Origin of the sequence: Hyphomonas sp. CY54-11-8 (assembly GCF_000682735.1) — a bacterium.
Taxonomy (GTDB): domain Bacteria; phylum Pseudomonadota; class Alphaproteobacteria; order Caulobacterales; family Hyphomonadaceae; genus Hyphomonas.
In genome coordinates this window covers 181,607-199,737 of sequence record NZ_AWFD01000023.1, presented here as the reverse complement: position 1 = coordinate 199,737, position 18,131 = coordinate 181,607, and the positions used below count along the sequence as shown (strand labels likewise).

Here is an 18,131-nt window from a genome sequence, read left to right as displayed (position 1 = left end):
CGAGGTGTACCGGATAGTTTCCGGCGAGGCGAGGAAAAACCCCCACGGCCTTAACCACCAGTATTCCCGCAAATCGGGCGATTTGCAGGCGGTTTGCCCATGAATTTAAGGGGGCTCAGATTTCGTCCGCGCCGCCCGGATTGCGCCGGCGGCGGATCAGCCAGGTGACACCGCGCAGATCTGAGAAAGCATCGTTCAGGCGGCCGAAATTTGTATAGTTCGATTTGCCCGTCCCGCGCTCGCGGTGGTTGACGTCCCGGTATTCCACATTGAACCCTTCAGCCCGCATCAAGGCCGGCATGTAGCGGTGCATGTGATCGAAATAGGGGAGCTGGATGTAGGCAGCGCGCTTCATCACCTTGATGCCGCAACCGCTGTCGTCGCAATCATCCTTCAGCATGCGCTTGCGGATATTGTTCGCAAAGCGCGAGCCGAACCGCTTCCAGGCCGTGTCCTTGCGTTTGGCCCGGCGGCCCATGACCATGTTCAGCTTTTCCGGGGCATCCTGACGGGTGAGCTGGCGGTAGAGATCCGGCAGGTCAGCCGGGTCGTTCTGTCCATCGCCGTCCAGCGTGCCGATGACCGGAGCTTTTGCGGCCAGAATGCCGGAGCGGATCGCACGGCTCTGGCCGGCATTCTTCCGGTGTCCGAGCACACGCAGCATCGGATATTTCGCTTTCAGCTCCACCAGCTGGGCGCGGGTGTCGTCGGTCGAGGCATCGTCGACAAAGACCATTTCATAAGCGCGCCCGTCGAGCGCCTTGGCGATTTCGCCGATCAGGGTCGCCACATTCCCGGATTCATTATGCACCGGGACGACGACGGAGAACTCAAGAGCCTGGTCCAAATCCAGATCCCTTCTGCTGGTGCGCCCCCCAAACTGGCGCTCGAAAAAGTCTTCGCGTCATACAGAGCGTTCCGGCGAAAGGCGAGCCCTGCGCTTCACTTGCGGCTGACACGGCCTTCACGCCCAAAAGCGCAAGACGAAGCGGCGCGAACCGGTTAGAGGAGGGGCCATGACATTGCTCGACCGCCTTTCGACCGGCTGGAAAGCCTGGGTCGCTCTCTTCCTCATCACCTTCAGTGCGGCTGCGCCGGGTGTTTTCATGTTGCCGGCGCTGGACCGGGACGAAAGCCGGTTCGCCCAGGCCTCAAAGGAAATGCTGGAAGAGCACGACTATATTCGCATCCAGTACCAGGACGAGCTGCGCAACAAGAAACCGGCCGGGATTCACTGGCTGCAGGCGGCCTCAACGGCGGTTTTCACCGGGCCGGAAGCCAAGCAGATCTGGACCTATCGTTTCCCGAGCTGGATCGGCGCGAGCCTTGCGGCTGTGGCCTGTTTCTGGTGCGGCATCCCGCTGGTGGGCCGGCGCGCGGCCTTTCTCGGCGCGGCGATGTTCGGCTCAACGCTGCTGCTCACGTCCGAGGCGCATATATCAAAGACCGATGCGGTGCTCGTCTGCCTCACGACGATTGGCATTGGCGCATTGGGGCGGCTGTACCTGCGTGAGGGTTCGCCCAAGCAGATGGCGCTCCTCTTCTGGCTCGCCATGGGGCTCGGCTTCCTCATCAAGGGGCCGGTGACGCCGATGGTCGCCTTCTATGCAGGGCTCGGCGTCTGGGTCTGGGGCCGGGCGGAGAACGGGAAGGGCGGGGACTGGTGGCGTCCGCTGCTCTGGTGGCCGGGACCGCTTCTGTTCGTCGCCTTGGTCCTGCCCTGGTTCATCTGGGTTCAGGTGGCGACAAGTGGTGAGTTTCTGCAGGGCGCGGTCGGCAAGGATCTGAAAGACAAGTTCACGGGCGCGTCGGAAGGTCATGGCGGCTGGCCATTCTATCACCTCACCCATCTGCCGATCTGGTTCTTCCCGGCGATCCTGCTGATCGTGCCGGGGCTTGTCGCAGGCTGGAAGGGCGTGCGGCAGGCGACTGTCGCCCGAACCGGTCGGCCGGGCTTGCTGATTGGCGGCGCGCTGCTCATGATCAGCCTGTTGCTGGCGCTGGTCCTGCCGACGACCGCCGCAAACGGCGTGAAGGTCGCTTATCCGTCAGTACTGCTGCTGGTTTTCTGGTTCCTCTCGACACGGGACGAATGGTGGCGCCGGGCACCGGCCTCTCCCGAAGCCTCAGCGGAGGTGAAGGGCCTGCGCCTGCTCTTGTGCTGGACGCTGCTGACCTATGCCTTTTTCGAACTGATGCCGACGCTGCTCAGCCACTATATCCTGCCAGCCTATCCGGGCATGGCGCTCCTTTGCGGCTATGCCGCGGTGCGCCTGATGGAAGGGGTCAAGATGCCGGTCTCACGCTGGCTCTCGCTTGCCCTGTTCGGACTTGGCGCCGTCTTGTTGCTGGCAGTCTCCTATCCTGGAGTGACCCATAATTTCATGACGGAAGCGGCAGGCGATTTCACTACCGCATCCAGTTCTGAAGTGTTGGAGACCTGGCAGGGCTACCGTGTGTTTCCGGTCTGGCTCTGGTGGGCGGCGTTTGTACTCTGCGGCGCCGCGGCGATCGAATTCAGCCGTGCGCGGATGGCTGTCTCCATCGGGCTCAGCATTGCGGCCGCTTTCGTCATCGGTTGGCATATCCGCATCTTCATGCTGCCGAGCCAGGTCTGGGTGCAGCCGACGGAAACCGCGCGTCTGGCGCTGGAAGATGTCTGCGGCATCCCGGGTGAAGCCTGCGCGATGACACCACCCCAGCGCATCCTTGCGCTTGGCTATGCGGAGCCGTCCTACATCCTCACCATGGGTACTCAGAATACGCACCCACCGGAAACGCCGCTGGATTTGCCGTCAGATGAGAGCGCCTATCCGGTCGTTTATCTCGTAAATTACGAGGACCGGAAGGCCGAACCTCCGGTGGCCGAAGAAGTGGCGCATTTGCGCGCGCAGGCCAAAGGCATGGGCCTCTGCATCACGGAGTCAGAACCTTACTATGCGCTCAACTATTCCAATGGCGATCCGGTGAATTTCGTCGCCATGCGGTTCGACCGGGAAAGCTGCCGCTAGAAAGTGTAGCCGATGCGGAAGCCATAAGTTCGCGGATCGGACCGGAACGTATCGTAACCGATAAAGCCATACCCCGAGAGGGCATAGTCTTCGTCCGTCAGATTCCGGGCCCACAGGGTGACATCTATTCCGGGATCTGAAAACCGGAGACCGGCTTCTGCCTGAAGCGTTGTGAACCCTTTCTGCATGCGGGACGCCAGTCCTTCCGGATCCAGATAATAGCGGCTGCGATACTTCGCGTGCAGCGAGACATGACCATCTGTATTGGGAGTGAAGGCGAATTCATACCGACCACCCAGCATGGCGGAGACGTCCGGCGCGAAAGGCAAGGGATTTGCATGGAACTTTCCGGCATTGCCTCCAATATCTGAGGTTTGATCGATTTCCGTGTCGAGCAGGGTGAACCCGCCTTTCAGAGACAAGGCATCGGTTGCCTGCCAGCGCATATCGGCATCCAGGCCATAAACAGTCGCTGCGTCGAGATTTGAGAGAGAATTGGACGTGATGCTGGAACCGTCCGGAAGCGGGAAGTTCACGAAGATGCGCGCCTGGGGGGCGTCATAGTCCTGATAGAACAGGGCGGCGGTCCAGATGAAACGGCCTGAAGGCTCTGACTTGAACCCCGCCTCATACGCCGTGACGGTCTCTGCATCGAACAGGCCTTCATTGGAAAAGTGGGTGGCGTTGTTCTGCACTTCCCCATTGAAACCGCCGGACTTGTAGCTGTTTGCGATGGACATATAAGCCGTGCCCGCATCCGTCTCATAGGCCAGCGCCGCATTCCCGGTGAGCTTTGTGTCTTCAATTTCGTTCGAACCGGCGGCAAGGCCAAGACCGCCGACATTGTTGTAGCCGATTGTGCCGTCATCGAAGAGGTGCCGTCCCGCGCCGGCACCTTCGATTGTCTCGCGCGTGATCCGGGCGCCGAGCGTGGCGGTGAGCCGGTCGGTCAGCGCCACCTCATTGTAGGTGAAGGCGGCAAGGACAGAGCGTTCCTGCCGGATGTCCGTGATGAGCGTCTTGGCGGTTCCGTCCGAAACAGGCTGAGGACCTGCCCGGCTGGCGGCCCCGACATAGGGGCAGGTGCCGAGGAGGGTGTCCGGGTTCAGCTCTCCGCACCAGATTGTGTAGGTCTGGCTGAAATCCTCTGCGGCGGCATAGATGCCGAACAGGGTGGAGTTGTGGTCGCGCTCCGTCGTCAGGCGGACTTCCTGCGAATACTGCCTGAAATTGCGATCGTAGGAGAGGTTTGCATTGAAGAGCGGGTTGCCGAAGAGGGCCACACCCCCGTCGAAGTCAAACCCGTAAGACTGGTTGAAGCCTTCAAACGCGGTGAGGGAAGTCAGCGTCCAGTCGCCGATTTCGCGCACATAATCTGCGGAGGTTCCGTAGAACGCATTATCTGTATCCTGAACACCATCGCTTCCAACGGAAATATCATGATCCGACAGGCCAAGCGTATCGTTTCGCGGCGCGGCATTCACGCCATTGTCTTCCTCATAGTGCGTACGGATCAGGAGTGAGCCGCCAACGGCATCTTCCCAGTTGAGACCGAGCCGCAGGCCGAACTCGTCCCGTATGCCGCCTGCCGCGTCTGGCCCGCCGGTATTGTCGAGTGCCGCATCGCGGGAAAGGTAACGTCCGGCAAGGCGGTAGCTGAACCCGCCGGACGTCTGACCGAACGCACCTTCCACATCGGTGCGTTCCAGATTGCCATATCCGGCGCGCAGATAGCGGGACTGGCCATCTTCCGGGCGGCTGGTCAGGAAGCTGATTGCGCCAGAGGATGCATTGCGCCCGAACAATGTGCCTTGCGGGCCTTTCAGAACCTCGATGCCGGACAGGTCGTACAGCATCAGGCCGGTCTGCACATTTGTCGCCAGCAGGACACCGTCGGAATAGACGGCCGCTGCGCCCGGTGTCAGCGCCTGATGGTCTACAGCGCCGATCCCGCGGATCTGGAAGGACACCTGGCTGCCATTGGCCACGGCGGCTTCCACACCGGTGAGCAGGTCCGTCACATCCTCGGCGCCGAGATAAGCGGAGGCGAGCCCGAGATCCTCCCCGTTGATGACGCTGACCGACATCGGGATGTCGCTGAGCGGCGTCTGGCTGGCCGTTGCCGTTGTGACGACAGGATCGAGTCTTGCCGGGGCATCTTCCGGACCGGCAGTGAATGTTGACGCGGCGAGGATAAGCGCAAGAGACATTTTGAGGGACCCTTCTTTGGGAAGAGGGCGCTTATCAGGCTTGGCGAAAGCGCATCAACCGGTTCGCTGCTGCACGTCTGCTAAAGTGACTTTGCACTTTACTTGCTGCAGGTTCGGCCGGGGCTGACAGGTCGGTGATTTACACCGCCGGGCATGATGCCTAGCCTGCGTCCAACAGCGGGAGACATCACATGAACTGGAAGCTTCGGGCGTGCGCCGCCTCACTGATCGCACTTGGGACTGCCGGTATGGCATCGGCCGACAGCGAGCTCAGCGCGGCGATCGACAAGGACTACAAGGAAAACCTCGGCCCGCTTTTCCAGTATTTCCACCAGCATCCGGAGCTCTCCTTCCTGGAGACCGAAACGGCCAAACGGCTTGCCTCAGAACTGCGCGCCCTCGGCTATAACGTTACCGAAGGGGTTGGCGGCACCGGCGTGGTCGCGGTCCTGAAAAATGGTGACGGCCCGACGGTCCTGATGCGCGCCGATATGGATGGCCTGCCGTTGAAAGAAGACAGCGGCGTCGCCCAACCCTCCACGGTCACACAGGTCGACATCGACGGCATCGAGAAGCCTGTGATGCATGCCTGCGGGCATGATGTGCACATCACCTCGCTCGTCGGGGCGGCCCGCCAGATGGCTGAGCGCAAGCAAGACTGGTCGGGCACGCTGGTGCTGGTCGGCCAGCCGGCAGAAGAGCGGATCGGCGGGGCACGCGCCATGATCCAGGACGGGCTTTATGAGCGGTTCCCGAAACCGGATTATGCAATTGCCTTCCATGTCGCGGCCGATCTTGAGACCGGAAAACTCCAGGTGCCACTGGAGCAGGTCGCCTCCAGCTCCGACAGTGTGGACATCATTGTGCACGGTGTCGGCGCGCATGGTGCCTATCCGCATTTAGGGATCGACCCGGTGCTGGTCGCATCGCAGATCGTCGTCTCGCTTCAGTCGGTTGTCTCGCGGTCGATCGCGCCGCTGGAGCCGGGCGTGATCACGGTTGGGGCCATCCACGGCGGCTTCAAGCACAACATTATCGGCGACAAGGTCGAGATGCAGATCACTGTCCGCTCCGACGATCCGAACATCCGGGAAGAGTTGCTGGACGGTATCGACCGGGTGGCGCGCGGGGTTGCGATCTCGATGAATGTGCCCGAAGACCTGATGCCGGAAGTGATCCGGTCCGAGACGGAAACCACGCCGCCCACGATCAATGACCCGGCGACCGCCCAGCGCCTGCGCGATGCCTTTGCCGCGCGTATTTCAGACAACGTGCTGGTCGATCCGCCGCGCGACGGCATGGGGGCCGAGGATTTTGCCTATTTCGTCACGCCCGATACCGGCGTGAAAGGCGTCTATTTCAATGTCGGCGGCACGCCAGCCGATGAGCTGGAAAATGCTTCGTCCCACCATTCCCCGTTCTTCAGGATCTGGCCGGAACCTTCGGTGGAACTGGGCACGGAAGCCATGGTTATCGGAGCGATGACCCTGATGCCTGCGAAGGACTAAAAGGAGAAAGTCAGCGCGGCGCGCGCTTGGCGAGAATTCGCTGCAGTGTGCGCCGGTGCATGTTCAGACGGCGAGCTGTTTCCGAGACATTGTGATTGCACAGCTCATAGACGCGCTGGATGTGTTCCCAGCGGACCCGGTCAGCTGACATCGGATTTTCCGGCGGGGCAGGCTTCTCGTCAGAGGTGGCCGTGAGCGCACGGATGATGTCTTCCACGTCAGCCGGTTTTGAGAGGTAGTCCACGGCGCCTGCCTTCACTGCGGCGACGGCCGTTGCGATGGCGCCATAACCCGTCAGAATGACGGCGCGCGCTTCCGGGCGACTCTTCTGCAGTACTTCCACAACGTCCAGGCCGCTGCCGTCTTCCAGGCGCAGGTCCAGAACAGCAAATGCCGGCGGATTCAGGCGGGCGATATCCTTGCCTTCCGCAACATTCGTTACAGCAGATACGATGAAACCGCGCTGCGCGAGTGCCCGGGCCAAACGCTGAACGAACGGGCCATCATCGTCCATTACGAGACAGGAGCGGTCTTCGACGCCCTCCAGGCTCTCATGAAGATTAATATTTACTGGCCGTTCCATGCTCAGCTTCCCTAGCTACCTGATTCTTTTATAGGACTTCCAAATCAATTAATCCAACGCGGATGCTTCAAGAGCTGCACGCGGCCAGAGGGCCTGAACGATGGCGCCCGTCCGGGGTGGTGTGCGGTTCCTGGTGGCTATCCTGCCGCCGGTTCTTTCGATCAGGGTTTTTGCAATAAAGAAGCCAAGCCCCATGTCTCCGCCGCCGAGATGTGCTTCGCTTCGTTCCGAGACATAAGGCTCTCCCAGCTTCGGCAACACTTCCTGAGAAAAACCGGGCCCGTCGTCACTGATCGAGATCATGATCTGGTCAGCGGTCCAGCTGGCCTGCGCGGTCACCCGGGAATCGGCGAAGCTCACGGCGTTCTCCACAAAGGCGCTGATGGCGTGGAGGATTTCGGGGCTCCGGTTCAGGATCGGCGGACGGGAATCTGCTTCGTCTTCTGAGGGCCGGACAACGACTTCCACAGCGACGCCCAGGCCTTTGAAGGGCGCAGCGGCTTCGGCGACCAGCGCATCCAGCGTGACGCGGGCGTGCACGATGTCGGTGGCATCGCGCGCCTCACGGATGGTCGCCAGAATGTTGCGGCACCGGTCGGCCTGCTCGGCCAATAGAGTCAGGTCCTCATATTTCGGATCGTCTTGCGGGGTCTCGGTCAGCAATTCCTTGGCGACGAGGTGAATGGTGGCGAGCGGCGTGCCGAGCTCATGCGTCGTCATGGCGGACATTGCACCGATGGCGGAGAGTTTCTGTTCGCGCGCCATGACAATGCTGGCCGCATCAAGCGCCCGCACCAGCTTGGCCTCGTCCTGGCTGACGCGTCCGGCGGAGACCGCGAAGAACACCACGCCGACGGCAAGCGCCGCAAACTGGCCGAGGTGAAACAGCGGCGGCAGCTCCACCATGGCGCCATTGATCCAGGGCAGGGGCAGCGAGATCAGGGGCATGATCGCCGCAAGGGTCAGCGCCAGCAGGGCGATCAATACGGCCCGCGTGGGAGACAGGCTGAGCGCTGCCACCGTTACGGGCGCGACCAGCAGGAGAAGGAAGGGGTTCGACAGGCCGCCTGTCACCGCCACAAGGGCGGCGAGCTGTACCGTATCGAAGGCCAGTTGCAATGAGGCTTCCCAGCCGCGCGTCAGGCGCTGGCTCTGGAACGCGAACGACAGGAACACGTTCAGCCAGGCCGATGCCGCAATGATGGCCAGACAGGCCGCGAGCGGCAGGTCGAAGTGCAGCACGAAGGCCACGAAGAGCACGGCAGCGGTCTGTCCAGCGACGGCCAGCCAGCGCAGCGTGATGAAGGTGCGCAAACGCGTCCGTCCAAGGGCCGATTGGGCCGACCCAAGCCCTTCCGGGGCGAGGGTAAAGATTGCATCATCGAAGCCGAGCCGGTCGGCGCGATTCACGTCTTGTCGGGACAGATCACTCATTTGTGTCTTATGCGGCAGCGTGACGCCCTCGCCAAGCGGCGGGTCCACGTCCTAGAGGAAGGTCATGACCAGACTTCGTATGTCCGCGGCCTTGCTGGCCGGATTGCTCGCCGCCTGTGGCCCTGCAAAACCTGCTGAACCCTCTGCCGGCGGGTCGGCCGGAGGCTGTATGTCGCGCGCCTATCCGAACATTGGCGGACCGATTTCGCTGGTGAACCAGGACGGGGAGCCTGTCACGGAAGAGACCTATAAGGGCCACCCGACGCTGATCTATTTCGGCTTCACCTATTGTCCGGATGTCTGTCCGATGACTCTGGTGACTCTGAAGCGGGCTTATGACCGGCTGCCGGAAGATGTCAGCCCCCCGCAGACCCTGCTGATTTCCATCGATCCCGAGCGGGATACGCCGGAGCAGCTGGCGCAATATGTGTCGACCAACGCCTTCCCGGACAATCTTCAGGGACTGACCGGAACTCCGGAAGACGTCCGCGCGGCTGCGGATGCTTTCCTGGCGGATTACTCGCGGATCGAGCAGCCGGGCAGCCAGAGCGAATACTCGATGGATCACACGTCTTTGCTGTACCTCATGGATGAAGACTGGAAGCTGAAAACCTTCTTCACCCATGAAGACACGGACGAGACGATCGCCACCTGCCTCACCGAACTGCTGGAATAGGCGGCCAGGCGGCCCGTTTACTGGGCCGTCCAGCCGCCATCGACCGCCAGCAGGGCCCCGTTGATCTGACTGGCTGCAGGAGAGCAGAGGAACGCCGCCATCTCGCCAATCTGCTCGGCTGTGACGAATTCCTTGGTCGGCTGGGCGGCGAGGATCACATTCTTCACGACTTCATCCTCGGTGATGCCGCGAGCTTTGGCCGTGTCGGTGATCTGTGCGTCGACCAGCGGCGTGTGGACATAGCCCGGGCAGATCGCATTGCAGCGGACGCCATGGGTGGCGCCTTCCAGCGCAACTGTCTTGGTCAGGCCTGCGATCCCGTGTTTTGCCGCCACATACGCCGCCTTGTAGGGCGAGGCGACGAGCGCATGGGCCGACGCCGTCTGGATGATCCTGCCCCAGCCCTTTTCCTTCATGCCCGGCATGGCCAGACGGATCGTGTGGAAAGCCGCGGAAAGGTTCAGCGCGATGATCAGGTTCCACTTGTCGACCGGGAACTCCTCGACCGGTGAGACATGCTGCATGCCGGCATTGTTGACGAGAATATCGGCGCCGCCGAATTCGCTCTGCACATAAGCCATCATGTTCTCAATGGCCGGAATCCGCGTCAGGTCGGCACTCGAATAACCTACCATGACCGAGTGTTCTGCGGCGAGCGACCGTTTCAGCGCGTCGATCTCTCCGGAATCGCCGAAACCGTTGAGCACGATATTGCAGCCTTCAGCCGCCAGTCGCTCTGCAATGGCTTTTCCAATGCCGCTCGTAGAGCCCGTGATAAGGGCTGTTTTACCTTTCAGCATGATGGTCTCCTTGAGTGGCGGAAGCGCCATGTTAGGAATAGGGCCGGGCCCCCGCCGGGTCACCACTATAATCACACAGGATTATCAGGATTCATGGGCGGAGAAATCGGTGCATTTGTCGAGGCGTTTCCAAGATTCCTGATCTGGACGGCCAGTGCTGGTGTGATGCTGGTCGTGTCGAGCACAATTTATGTTCTGCTGACACCCTGGAAGGAGTTTGCCGAGGTCCGGCGGGGTAACGCCGCAGCGGGAATCGCCCTGGGCGGTGCGATTGCGGGTCTGGCTTTGCCGATGTCTTCGGCGCTCGCTTCAAGCATCACCCTGATCGATTTTGCCATCTGGGGCCTGGTGGCGCTATTGCTGCAGCTGATCGTCTACCGGCTGGTGGATCTCCTGCTGGGCGGCCTGCCCAAACGGATCGAACAGGACGAAATAGGCGCTGCCGCAGTGCTCGTTTCTGCAAAGCTGGCATCTGCCCTCATTCTTGCCGCAGGATTGTGGGATCCTGCGTTGCAGAGATTTTGATCTGAGGAGCAGATAAGGCCGATGCGCAAGTTCGATTGGCTGCTTTATGTTACCGCGCTCGGGTTGGTCGTTTTCGTCCTGTTTGCGCAGGGCGATCATGCTGACGCGCCTGAGGCGCCGCCCACCGTCCTTGAGGCGGACGGCCCGACCTTGCCGCCGCCCTCCCCATTTGATGAGCAGATCCTGATTCAGGTCGATGCGCCGAAAGACGGCATCGGCACGGCGTTCGCCGTCAATCGGAAGGGCCAGTGGATTACGGCCCGGCACGTGGTTGATGGGTGCGATTCCGTCGGCCTGCTTGTCGCGCCGGGTCAGTATGTGCCGGTGGAGTCAGTTACCCTCGATCCGGATCACGACCTCGCCCTGATTTCCACGGGCCGCAGCCCAAATCCGGTTGAGCTTGATCTTGCGACGCCGCTGCGCATCGGCAGTGAAGGTTATCATGTCGGCTACCCGCAGGGGCGGCCCGGCGAGGTCGCGACAAGACTGATGTCGCGGTCCAACCTGATCACGCGCGGGCGGCGGGAAAACTCCGAACCGATCCTGGCCTGGGCGGAATTCGGCCGGACCCGCGGCCTCGATGGCACGCTGGGCGGGATCTCGGGTGGCCCGGTATTCGATGCGCAGGGGCGTGTTCGCGGTGTCATCGTGGCGGAAAGTCCGCGCCGCGGACGGATCTACACCACGGCGCCAACCTCGGTCGAAGCCTTCCTGACGCGCCTGAATGTCAGCCCTGAAAACGGTCCGGCGGAAGCGTTCGATGAAGCGACGTACGGGCCACGATCCGACAATGCCCGGCGTCTGTTGCAAGTGGTCAAGGTTGCCTGCAAGGTGAAGCCATGACTTGCTTTGCCGACCGCCTGATCTATGCCACCCGCCGGCATGGGCCGCTTTGCGTCGGCATCGACCCGCATGCCGGCCGGATCCCGGCATTGTTCGGCGGCGATACATCGGAAGGGCTGGCAGCCTGGGGCCTCGCCATGATCGGCGCTTGTGAAGGCCGGGTCGCCTGTATCAAACCGCAGGTTGCCCTGTTCGAACGTCACGGCCCGGAAGGCATGAAAGCGCTGCAGACCATTGCCCGCGCCGCAAAAGAGGCCGGCCTGATCGTGCTGATGGACGCAAAGCGCGGCGACATCGGCTCGACGGCGGAAGGTTACGCTGCCGCCTATCTCGGCAAGGACGCGCCGTTTCATTCCGACGCCCTGACCGTGAACCCCTATATGGGGCTGGATACGCTGGAACCCTATGTCCGCGAAGGCGAGGCGAACGGGAAGGGCGTGATCGTGCTTGTGCGTACTTCCAATCCCGGCTCGGCCGATTTTCAGTCCCGCGACCTTGAGGGCGCGCCGCTCTACGCGCGCGTCGGTGAGGCGCTGGCCCCGCTTGCAGAGCGCCTGCTCGGCCAGTCTGGCTGGTCCGGCCTGATGATGGTGACCGGCGCGACGGGACCTGACGAAGCACGGGCCATCCGCAAGATTGCCCCGACATCTCTGTTCCTGGTGCCGGGCTATGGCGCGCAAGGCGCGGACGCAGATGAAGCCCTGGCCGGCTTCACGCGGACCGGCAACCGGCTTGAGGGCGGCGTGGTCAGCGCGTCCCGTTCGGTGAATTTCCCGGCAGGTTCCGAAAAAGCGGCCAATCTGGCCGATTGGCGGGTTCGCGTCGAAGCGGCCATCGATGCTGCGCAGGCCGATCTCTCAAGCCGGACCGGCAGCACGTCTGCAATTCCGGCCTGAAGCGGCCCCGGCGTGCCGCCGGGTTATGCCTCGACAAACGCATTCGAAGGACTAGCATTGCCTGCAACAGAGCGGCTCGAAGACCGCGTGCGAAATATGTCGAGGGGAGGAACACCGACATGGCTGTTTGGAGTCGTATTCTACTGGCTGGTTCAGCGCTGGCGCTGCTGGCCGCATGCGGGCCGAAGGACACCCCGCCTCCGCCGGAGGAAAAAGGATTTGCTGCCGTCGACACGGCGCGCATCGAAACGGCCTCGGCCGGTGCAGAATGGCTCACCTATGGCGGGACCTATGATGAGCAGCGCCACTCCTCGTTGGACGCGGTCAACAAGGACAATGTCGACCAGCTCGGCGTTGCCTGGACGTTCGACCTCGCGACCAACCGGGGCGTGGAAGTCACGCCGATCGTTGTCGATGGCGTGATGTTCGTCACCTCTGCCTGGTCCGTCGTGTATGCGCTCGACGCAAAGACTGGCGAGCTGCTCTGGGAACATGATCCGGATGTCGACCGTGCGGTTGGCGTCAACGCTTGCTGTGACGTCGTGAACCGCGGCGTCGCTGTTTATGACGGCAAGATCTATGTCGGCGTCATCGATGGCCGCCTTCAGGCGCTGGATGCGAAGACGGGCGATCTCGTCTGGGAAAAGGTGACCGTAGACCAGTCCAAGCCCTACACGATTACAGGCGCCCCGCGCGTGGTGAACGGCAAGGTGCTGATCGGAAATGGCGGCGCGGAACTTGGCGTGCGCGGATACATCTCCGCCTACGACGCAGAGACCGGCGACAAGATCTGGCGCTTCTACACAGTGCCGAACCCGCAAAAGCAGCCAGACGGTGAAGCATCTGATGCAGCCTTCGAGCAGGTCGGTAATGCGACCTGGGGCGACGAAGGCGCGTGGGTCACCGATGGCGGTGGCGGCACCGTCTGGGATTCGATCGTCTATGACGAAGTGAATGACCAGATCATCTTCGGTGTCGGCAATGGCTCTCCGTGGAACCGGACATTCCGTGACCCGTCGGGCGGGGACAACCTCTTCCTGTCTTCCATCGTCGCGGTCGATGCGGATACTGGCGAGTACAAGTGGCACTTCCAGACGACGCCTGGCGACAACTGGGACTACACCGCCACGCAGACCATCATTCTGGCGGACCTGCCGCTCGGACCGGATGGTGCCAGCCGCCGGGTTGCGATGCAGGCCCCGAAGAACGGCTTCTTCTATGTGATCGATGCCGCGACCGGCGAGTTCATCTCTGGCGATGCCTTCGGTCCGATGAACTGGGCGACGGGTCTCGATGAGAACGGCCGCCCGATCGAGATCGCTGCGGCACGTTATGGCAAAGAGCCCTACCAGCAGCTGCCGGGCCCGCTGGGCGCGCACAACTGGCATCCGATGGCCTATAATCCGGACCTGGCGCTGGCCTACATTCCGGCGCAGGAAATTCCGCAGGCCTATGCGGAAGACCCGCTTTTCTTCTCCAAGGACACTGCGTGGAATACAGGTGCGGACTTCGCCGCCGGCGTGCCGCCGATCGCGCCGCCGGAAGTGGCCAAGTTCCTGCGTTCGACCCTGAAGGGCCGCCTCATCGCCTGGGATCCCGTGGCCCGCGCGCCGCGCTGGACCGTGGAGCATGACAATGCCTGGAATGGCGGCGTGCTGTCGACGGCTGGCGGTCTGGTCTTCCAGGGCAAGCTGAACGGCCACTTCGTTGCTTATGATGCTGCCACCGGAGACGTGCTGTGGGACTACAATGTGAAGTCCGGCGCTGGCGCCGGGCCGGGCACCTACATGATCGATGGCGAACAGTATGTGACCATCGCAACGGGCTGGGGCAGTGCGTTCGCCTTGGCTGCAGGCTTCGCCTATGACGACAAGGTGCCGTCGACCGTTGGCAAAGTGGTGACCTTCAAACTGGGTGGTACCGGTGAGATTGCAGATGCAGACCTCACGCCGATTGACCGCACGCCGAAAGCCGAACCGTTCGGAACAGATGCTCAGCTGGCGGAAGGCGTCGTCGACTTCTCCCGCAACTGTGCTGTCTGCCACGGCCCGCTGGCCGTCAGCTCCGGTGTGCTGCCGGACTTGCGCTGGTCGGCCATCTCGGCTGACCCTGAAGCCTGGAAAGGCATCGTGCTGGAAGGGCACTATTCGGCAAACGGTATGGTCTCCTTTGCGGAGTATCTGAGCGAAGACGATGTCGAGGCGATCCGCGCCTATGTGCTCGCTCAGGCGCATGCGGCGACCGCAGCGGAGGATGGAGGCGAGTAAAGCCTCTTTCCATCCGACGAATCCTGTAGCGCGGCCCACTGGGCCGCGTTACTGTTTTCGGATGCAAGTACTTCTGTTCCTGCTCGGCATTCTGGTGGCGATCGGTGTCTGGTCGTGGCGGATCCGTATGGCGCGGGAAGGTCTGCGTGAGGCCGGCAAACTGGCGCAAACGGCGATCAACATGCCGCGCAAACTGGCATTCAAATACAGGGCAGGGCGGGGCGGCCTGGGCCTGATCGAAGATCCGCGGGAAGCGGCCGCCATCATGATGATGGAAGTAGCCCGCGCCCGCGGAGGCCCGCTGACGGAGAGCCAGACCGCCGCGATTGACCACGAAATCATGCATCATTTCGAATTCAGTCAGGAAGAAGCCGATGCCCTGACAGCGCATGCGGCCTGGGTTACCAACTCAGCCCCGCCGCCGGCAGAGACCATGCGCAAGCTGAGCCAGTTGATCGTGTCATCTTCCGTGCTCGGTCCAAAAGAGATTATCGATCTTGATGCCATGCTTGTGGCGGTGTCCGAGGCCGAAGGCCTGCCGACCCGTGACCAGCTGGCGCTGCTGCAGGTCTATCGGGACAAGGCCGGCCTGAAGACCTGAGTTGCGCCGTCTGTCATCTGGCCCTAGGGCAGTTCAATGACTGCGACGACTCTGCCTTCTGCCTATCGGGCCAAAGTGCTCAACGAAAACTGGACCAATTTTTCGGTGCTGCGCCATGGTGCGTTCGATGGCGTGCTGGTCACATCGAAGAATTCGGGGACGCACTGGCTGAAATACATGCTGGCTGTGGCGCTTGCTGAAACGCACGGGATCGAGCCACCAAAGTACTTCTCCGAGAATGCCGTGCGGCCCTATATCGGCTGGCCAAAGGATGCGCCGGTTTTCCCGCAGCTTCCCAGACTTGCCTTCAGCCACACGATCCCGCACCGCCTGGTGGACTGGGGCTGGGCGCGTGGCTTGGCCGGTCTGCCGCCTTATGTGTTGGCGGTCCGGCACCCGATGTCGATCCTCGCCAGTCACCACGCAAAATGGGAATACGACATCAAGGTCGACTGGCTGACCTATCTGGAAGGTGATCCGGCCGGCTCAAGATACCGCTGCGATCTCTACTGGCTCGCCCGGTTCTGGAACCGCTGGGGGGAAGTCCTGGCCCGTCACGGTGAGTCCATCCTCGTGGTCCATTATGAGGACACGCTGAAAGACCCGCGGAAGATCCTGGAAGCCGTTGACCGGCATTGGAACCTGAAGCTCACGCCAGCCTCCATTGATGCGGCGCTGAAGGCAGGCACGAAAGAAGCCATGGCTGAGAAAGTCGACCCGGAAGCCGAGCCGAACGTCCTGCAGAATCGCAAGACCAGCCTGTCGGACCTGTTTTCTGGTGAAGCGCTGGAGATTTATCAGCGCAAGATCGGCGAATTGTTCCGGCACGACCTTGGATACGACCTGCTCAGTCTTCCGTCTTGAGATAGCCGCTGGATCGTCCGTCCGGCCCATATTTGATCCACCAGGGTTCTGCCTTGGCCTGCGCCTCCAGTTTCAGGAAGTCGGGATCTGACAGAACGGCAGCCGAGTAATCCGCTGCGGCACCACTGAGCGGCAGGCCATAAGTTCTGAATCTTGTGACGACTGGCAAGTAGAAGGCATCTGCTGCGCTCCATTTACCGAACAGGAACGGGCCATTCCGGCCATATTCGCTGCGCAGGCCGCTCCACAATTCCTGAATGCGATCAATATCGGCAGCGAGCTTGCTGGTCATTTCCGGCGGAAGCTCCCGGCCCCGGATATCCATCGGGCACTGGCTGCGCAGTTCCGGGAAGCCGGCATGCATTTCGCTCGCGGCGGCGCGGGCGACAGCGCGGGCGACCGGGTCTTCCGGCCAGACCGTACCAGGCGGGGCCCATTCGGCGATCCATTCCGTGATCGCGAGACTCTCCCAGATCGTCTGGTTATCCCAGATGAGGAGCGGCACTTTTGCGGTCGGGCTGATTTCCTTCAGGCGTGCCGTCGTTTCCGGAAAATCGAGCGGCACGATGATTTCCTCCACTGGTAGACCCACTTTGCGGGCCACCATGAGCGGGCGGATCGACCAGCTGGAATAGTTCAGGTTTCCCAGAACGAGGCGCCTCATGCGGGTTTGCCTTCCCCGATAGCCCAGCGGGTCTCATTGATATGAACGTGTCCGAACACGCCCCCGGTGACATAGGGGTCCTGCGCATGGATCGTTTTTGCAGCGGCAAGATCCTCTGCTTCGATGAGGAACACAGAACCGACCATGTTGCCGCCCTCGTCCAGAAGCGGTCCGGCCATGCGTACGCAGGCGCCAAGTTCCGCTGCCCAGGCCAGGTGGGCTGGCCGGGCCTTGGCGCGCGCTTCGGCGCCACCATCGGTCTTATCCAGGCAGTGCAGGCAGAAAAGGGGCATAGGTTTACTCCATCCAGACGTCCGGCGGACGCTATCGCACAGTCGGCCGCACCTGCCTATGGCTGCCGCGACAGATTTTGTGCTTCCTGAATGAATCATTGATCCTTCAGTATTTCCCGGTATGGTCCGGCTCCATGAACGATACCACTGATACCCGCCAGCTGATCCTGGATGCCGCCATCGAGCGGATCCTTCATTATGGCTATGCCAAGACCACGATGTCGGAGATTGCCAAGGATTGTGGCATGTCCGCCGGCAATATCTACCGCTTCTTCGCGTCCAAGCTGGATATTGCTGAGGCATTGGCCCGCAAATTCAATGGCGAGATGTATCAGGCCTATGCGTCGATCGCCCGCGAGAAGAAACCTGCGCCCGAACGTTTGCGGGAGTTCTTCGATTACGGCATGGTCAGCACCTATCAGGCGATTGAAGCGAAAGCGAAGATTCTCGAAGTTGCCGAAGTTCTGGCGGACGAACGGCCGCTGTATATGAACGAACAGATGGCGCAGGAGCGTGTCTATCTGGTGCAGATTCTTGAAGATGGCATTCGTGACGGCGTATTCCGGCCGCTCGAGCGGCTCGATGAAACTGCCGAATTCATGCAGGCGGCATTGATGAAATTCCGGTTCCCTCAGCTGTTTTCCCACCTCACCCTGCCGAAACTGAAGCGGGAGCTGAAAGGAGTCCTCGACCTGATCCTCGCGGGCCTGTCGAAAGACGCCAGCGTTCCATGAGTAGGTAAAAATACTAAACTCTGAATAATTTTAAAATCGTTCATTGATTTGTGTTCATGGTTTCGCTATATGAAGCTCGTGGACGGCAAATGTTGCCGTTCCCGAACAAGGAACAGAGACAATGACCCTTTCGAAAACTGAATCCCGCCAGTCGCTCGTTGCCCTCATGGCAGCTCTGCCGTTCACGGTTGGCCTGATCGCCACCATGGTGTCATTCGCCGA

Annotated in this window: 17 protein-coding genes; 10 read left to right on the top strand and 7 right to left on the bottom strand. The window is 61.5% G+C overall.

The genetic code is table 11. The features are described 5' to 3' along the window. Positions 1-115: 115 nt before the first annotated feature. Positions 116-847 carry a glycosyltransferase family 2 protein gene (locus HY17_RS12160; protein ID WP_081813124.1) on the bottom strand — a complete coding sequence of 244 codons (732 nt, stop codon included), beginning with the start codon at positions 845-847 and terminating at the stop codon, positions 116-118. A 169-nt stretch (positions 848-1,016) separates the two neighbouring features. Here HY17_RS12160 and HY17_RS12155 point away from each other — a divergent pair, with 169 nt between their 5' ends. Further along, the gene (locus HY17_RS12155) at positions 1,017-3,011 is read left to right on the top strand and encodes a glycosyltransferase family 39 protein (protein ID WP_034766819.1); all 1,995 of its coding nucleotides are present in this window, start codon (positions 1,017-1,019) and stop codon (positions 3,009-3,011) included. Here the strand turns inward: HY17_RS12155 and HY17_RS12150 are convergent. Further along, positions 3,008-5,221 carry a TonB-dependent receptor gene (locus tag HY17_RS12150; protein WP_051600042.1) on the bottom strand — a complete coding sequence of 738 codons (2,214 nt, stop codon included), beginning with the start codon at positions 5,219-5,221 and terminating at the stop codon, positions 3,008-3,010. The two genes, HY17_RS12155 and HY17_RS12150, sit on opposite strands and share 4 nt — an antisense overlap. A gap of 191 nt (positions 5,222-5,412) precedes the next feature. Here HY17_RS12150 and HY17_RS12145 point away from each other — a divergent pair, with 191 nt between their 5' ends. Further along, positions 5,413-6,729 (top strand): amidohydrolase, encoded by a 1,317-nt coding sequence (locus tag HY17_RS12145; RefSeq protein ID WP_034766817.1) that lies wholly within the window; start codon positions 5,413-5,415, stop codon positions 6,727-6,729. A 10-nt stretch (positions 6,730-6,739) separates the two neighbouring features. Here HY17_RS12145 and HY17_RS12140 read toward each other — a convergent pair whose 3' ends face one another. After that, entirely contained in the window at positions 6,740-7,312 is a 573-nt protein-coding gene (locus HY17_RS12140) for an ActR/PrrA/RegA family redox response regulator transcription factor (RefSeq protein ID WP_051600041.1), read from the bottom strand. A gap of 48 nt (positions 7,313-7,360) precedes the next feature. Further along, positions 7,361-8,746, bottom strand: coding sequence for an ActS/PrrB/RegB family redox-sensitive histidine kinase (locus HY17_RS12135; RefSeq protein ID WP_051600040.1), 1,386 nt, complete (start codon positions 8,744-8,746; stop codon positions 7,361-7,363). 64 nt (positions 8,747-8,810) lie between these two features. Here HY17_RS12135 and HY17_RS12130 point away from each other — a divergent pair, with 64 nt between their 5' ends. Next, positions 8,811-9,422: an SCO family protein gene (locus tag HY17_RS12130; protein ID WP_034766815.1), complete on the top strand. Its 612-nt coding sequence runs from the start codon at positions 8,811-8,813 to the stop codon at positions 9,420-9,422. Positions 9,423-9,439: 17 nt separating this feature from the next. Here HY17_RS12130 and HY17_RS12125 read toward each other — a convergent pair whose 3' ends face one another. After that, entirely contained in the window at positions 9,440-10,222 is a 783-nt protein-coding gene (locus HY17_RS12125) for a 3-hydroxybutyrate dehydrogenase (protein WP_304412372.1), read from the bottom strand. A 93-nt stretch (positions 10,223-10,315) separates the two neighbouring features. Here HY17_RS12125 and HY17_RS12120 point away from each other — a divergent pair, with 93 nt between their 5' ends. The 6 genes from HY17_RS12120 (at position 10,316) to HY17_RS12095 (ending at position 16,218) form a co-directional block, all read left to right on the top strand. Next, entirely contained in the window at positions 10,316-10,747 is a 432-nt protein-coding gene (locus HY17_RS12120) for a DUF350 domain-containing protein (protein ID WP_034766813.1), read from the top strand. Positions 10,748-10,768: 21 nt separating this feature from the next. Further along, the gene (locus HY17_RS12115; RefSeq protein ID WP_034766810.1) at positions 10,769-11,590 is read left to right on the top strand and encodes a serine protease; all 822 of its coding nucleotides are present in this window, start codon (positions 10,769-10,771) and stop codon (positions 11,588-11,590) included. Continuing rightward, on the top strand, positions 11,587-12,486 hold the full coding sequence (gene pyrF, locus HY17_RS12110) for an orotidine-5'-phosphate decarboxylase (RefSeq protein ID WP_034766808.1): 900 nt from the start codon (positions 11,587-11,589) through the stop codon (positions 12,484-12,486). The genes HY17_RS12115 and pyrF overlap by 4 nt, the downstream gene beginning before the upstream one ends. A gap of 119 nt (positions 12,487-12,605) precedes the next feature. Next, entirely contained in the window at positions 12,606-14,753 is a 2,148-nt protein-coding gene (locus HY17_RS12105) for a PQQ-dependent dehydrogenase, methanol/ethanol family (protein ID WP_034766806.1), read from the top strand. 61 nt (positions 14,754-14,814) lie between these two features. Then, a complete protein-coding gene (locus HY17_RS12100; protein ID WP_034766804.1) occupies positions 14,815-15,354 on the top strand; it encodes a hypothetical protein in 540 nt (179 codons plus the stop codon). Between the two features lie 36 nt (positions 15,355-15,390). Next, positions 15,391-16,218 (top strand): sulfotransferase family protein, encoded by an 828-nt coding sequence (locus HY17_RS12095; RefSeq protein ID WP_034766802.1) that lies wholly within the window; start codon positions 15,391-15,393, stop codon positions 16,216-16,218. Here HY17_RS12095 and HY17_RS12090 read toward each other — a convergent pair. Together HY17_RS12090 and HY17_RS12085 are read right to left on the bottom strand one after the other, a co-directional pair. Beyond that, a complete protein-coding gene (locus HY17_RS12090; protein WP_034766800.1) occupies positions 16,202-16,882 on the bottom strand; it encodes a glutathione S-transferase in 681 nt (226 codons plus the stop codon). The two genes, HY17_RS12095 and HY17_RS12090, sit on opposite strands and share 17 nt — an antisense overlap. Then, positions 16,879-17,175 (bottom strand): YciI family protein, encoded by a 297-nt coding sequence (locus HY17_RS12085; RefSeq protein WP_034766797.1) that lies wholly within the window; start codon positions 17,173-17,175, stop codon positions 16,879-16,881. The genes HY17_RS12090 and HY17_RS12085 overlap by 4 nt, the downstream gene beginning before the upstream one ends. A 134-nt stretch (positions 17,176-17,309) precedes the next feature. Between HY17_RS12085 and HY17_RS12080 the strand changes: the two genes are divergently transcribed. Next, positions 17,310-17,909 carry a TetR/AcrR family transcriptional regulator gene (locus HY17_RS12080; RefSeq protein ID WP_034767067.1) on the top strand — a complete coding sequence of 200 codons (600 nt, stop codon included), beginning with the start codon at positions 17,310-17,312 and terminating at the stop codon, positions 17,907-17,909. Positions 17,910-18,131: the final 222 nt, after the last annotated feature.

Bases quoted from the DNA above. Each gene is read 5' to 3' on its own strand.
- HY17_RS12155 (WP_034766819.1), top strand. From the start codon at position 1,017: ATGACATTGCTCGACCGCCTTTCGACCGGCTGGAAAGCCTGGGTCGCT.
- HY17_RS12150 (WP_051600042.1), bottom strand. From the start codon at position 5,221: ATGTCTCTTGCGCTTATCCTCGCCGCGTCAACATTCACTGCCGGTCCG.
- HY17_RS12145 (WP_034766817.1), top strand. From the start codon at position 5,413: ATGAACTGGAAGCTTCGGGCGTGCGCCGCCTCACTGATCGCACTTGGG.
- HY17_RS12140 (WP_051600041.1), bottom strand. From the start codon at position 7,312: ATGGAACGGCCAGTAAATATTAATCTTCATGAGAGCCTGGAGGGCGTC.
- HY17_RS12135 (WP_051600040.1), bottom strand. From the start codon at position 8,746: ATGAGTGATCTGTCCCGACAAGACGTGAATCGCGCCGACCGGCTCGGC.
- HY17_RS12130 (WP_034766815.1), top strand. From the start codon at position 8,811: ATGACCAGACTTCGTATGTCCGCGGCCTTGCTGGCCGGATTGCTCGCC.
- HY17_RS12125 (WP_304412372.1), bottom strand. From the start codon at position 10,222: ATGCTGAAAGGTAAAACAGCCCTTATCACGGGCTCTACGAGCGGCATT.
- HY17_RS12120 (WP_034766813.1), top strand. From the start codon at position 10,316: ATGGGCGGAGAAATCGGTGCATTTGTCGAGGCGTTTCCAAGATTCCTG.
- HY17_RS12115 (WP_034766810.1), top strand. From the start codon at position 10,769: ATGCGCAAGTTCGATTGGCTGCTTTATGTTACCGCGCTCGGGTTGGTC.
- pyrF (WP_034766808.1), top strand. From the start codon at position 11,587: ATGACTTGCTTTGCCGACCGCCTGATCTATGCCACCCGCCGGCATGGG.
- HY17_RS12105 (WP_034766806.1), top strand. From the start codon at position 12,606: ATGGCTGTTTGGAGTCGTATTCTACTGGCTGGTTCAGCGCTGGCGCTG.
- HY17_RS12100 (WP_034766804.1), top strand. From the start codon at position 14,815: ATGCAAGTACTTCTGTTCCTGCTCGGCATTCTGGTGGCGATCGGTGTC.
- HY17_RS12095 (WP_034766802.1), top strand. From the start codon at position 15,391: ATGACTGCGACGACTCTGCCTTCTGCCTATCGGGCCAAAGTGCTCAAC.
- HY17_RS12090 (WP_034766800.1), bottom strand. From the start codon at position 16,882: ATGAGGCGCCTCGTTCTGGGAAACCTGAACTATTCCAGCTGGTCGATC.
- HY17_RS12085 (WP_034766797.1), bottom strand. From the start codon at position 17,175: ATGCCCCTTTTCTGCCTGCACTGCCTGGATAAGACCGATGGTGGCGCC.
- HY17_RS12080 (WP_034767067.1), top strand. From the start codon at position 17,310: ATGAACGATACCACTGATACCCGCCAGCTGATCCTGGATGCCGCCATC.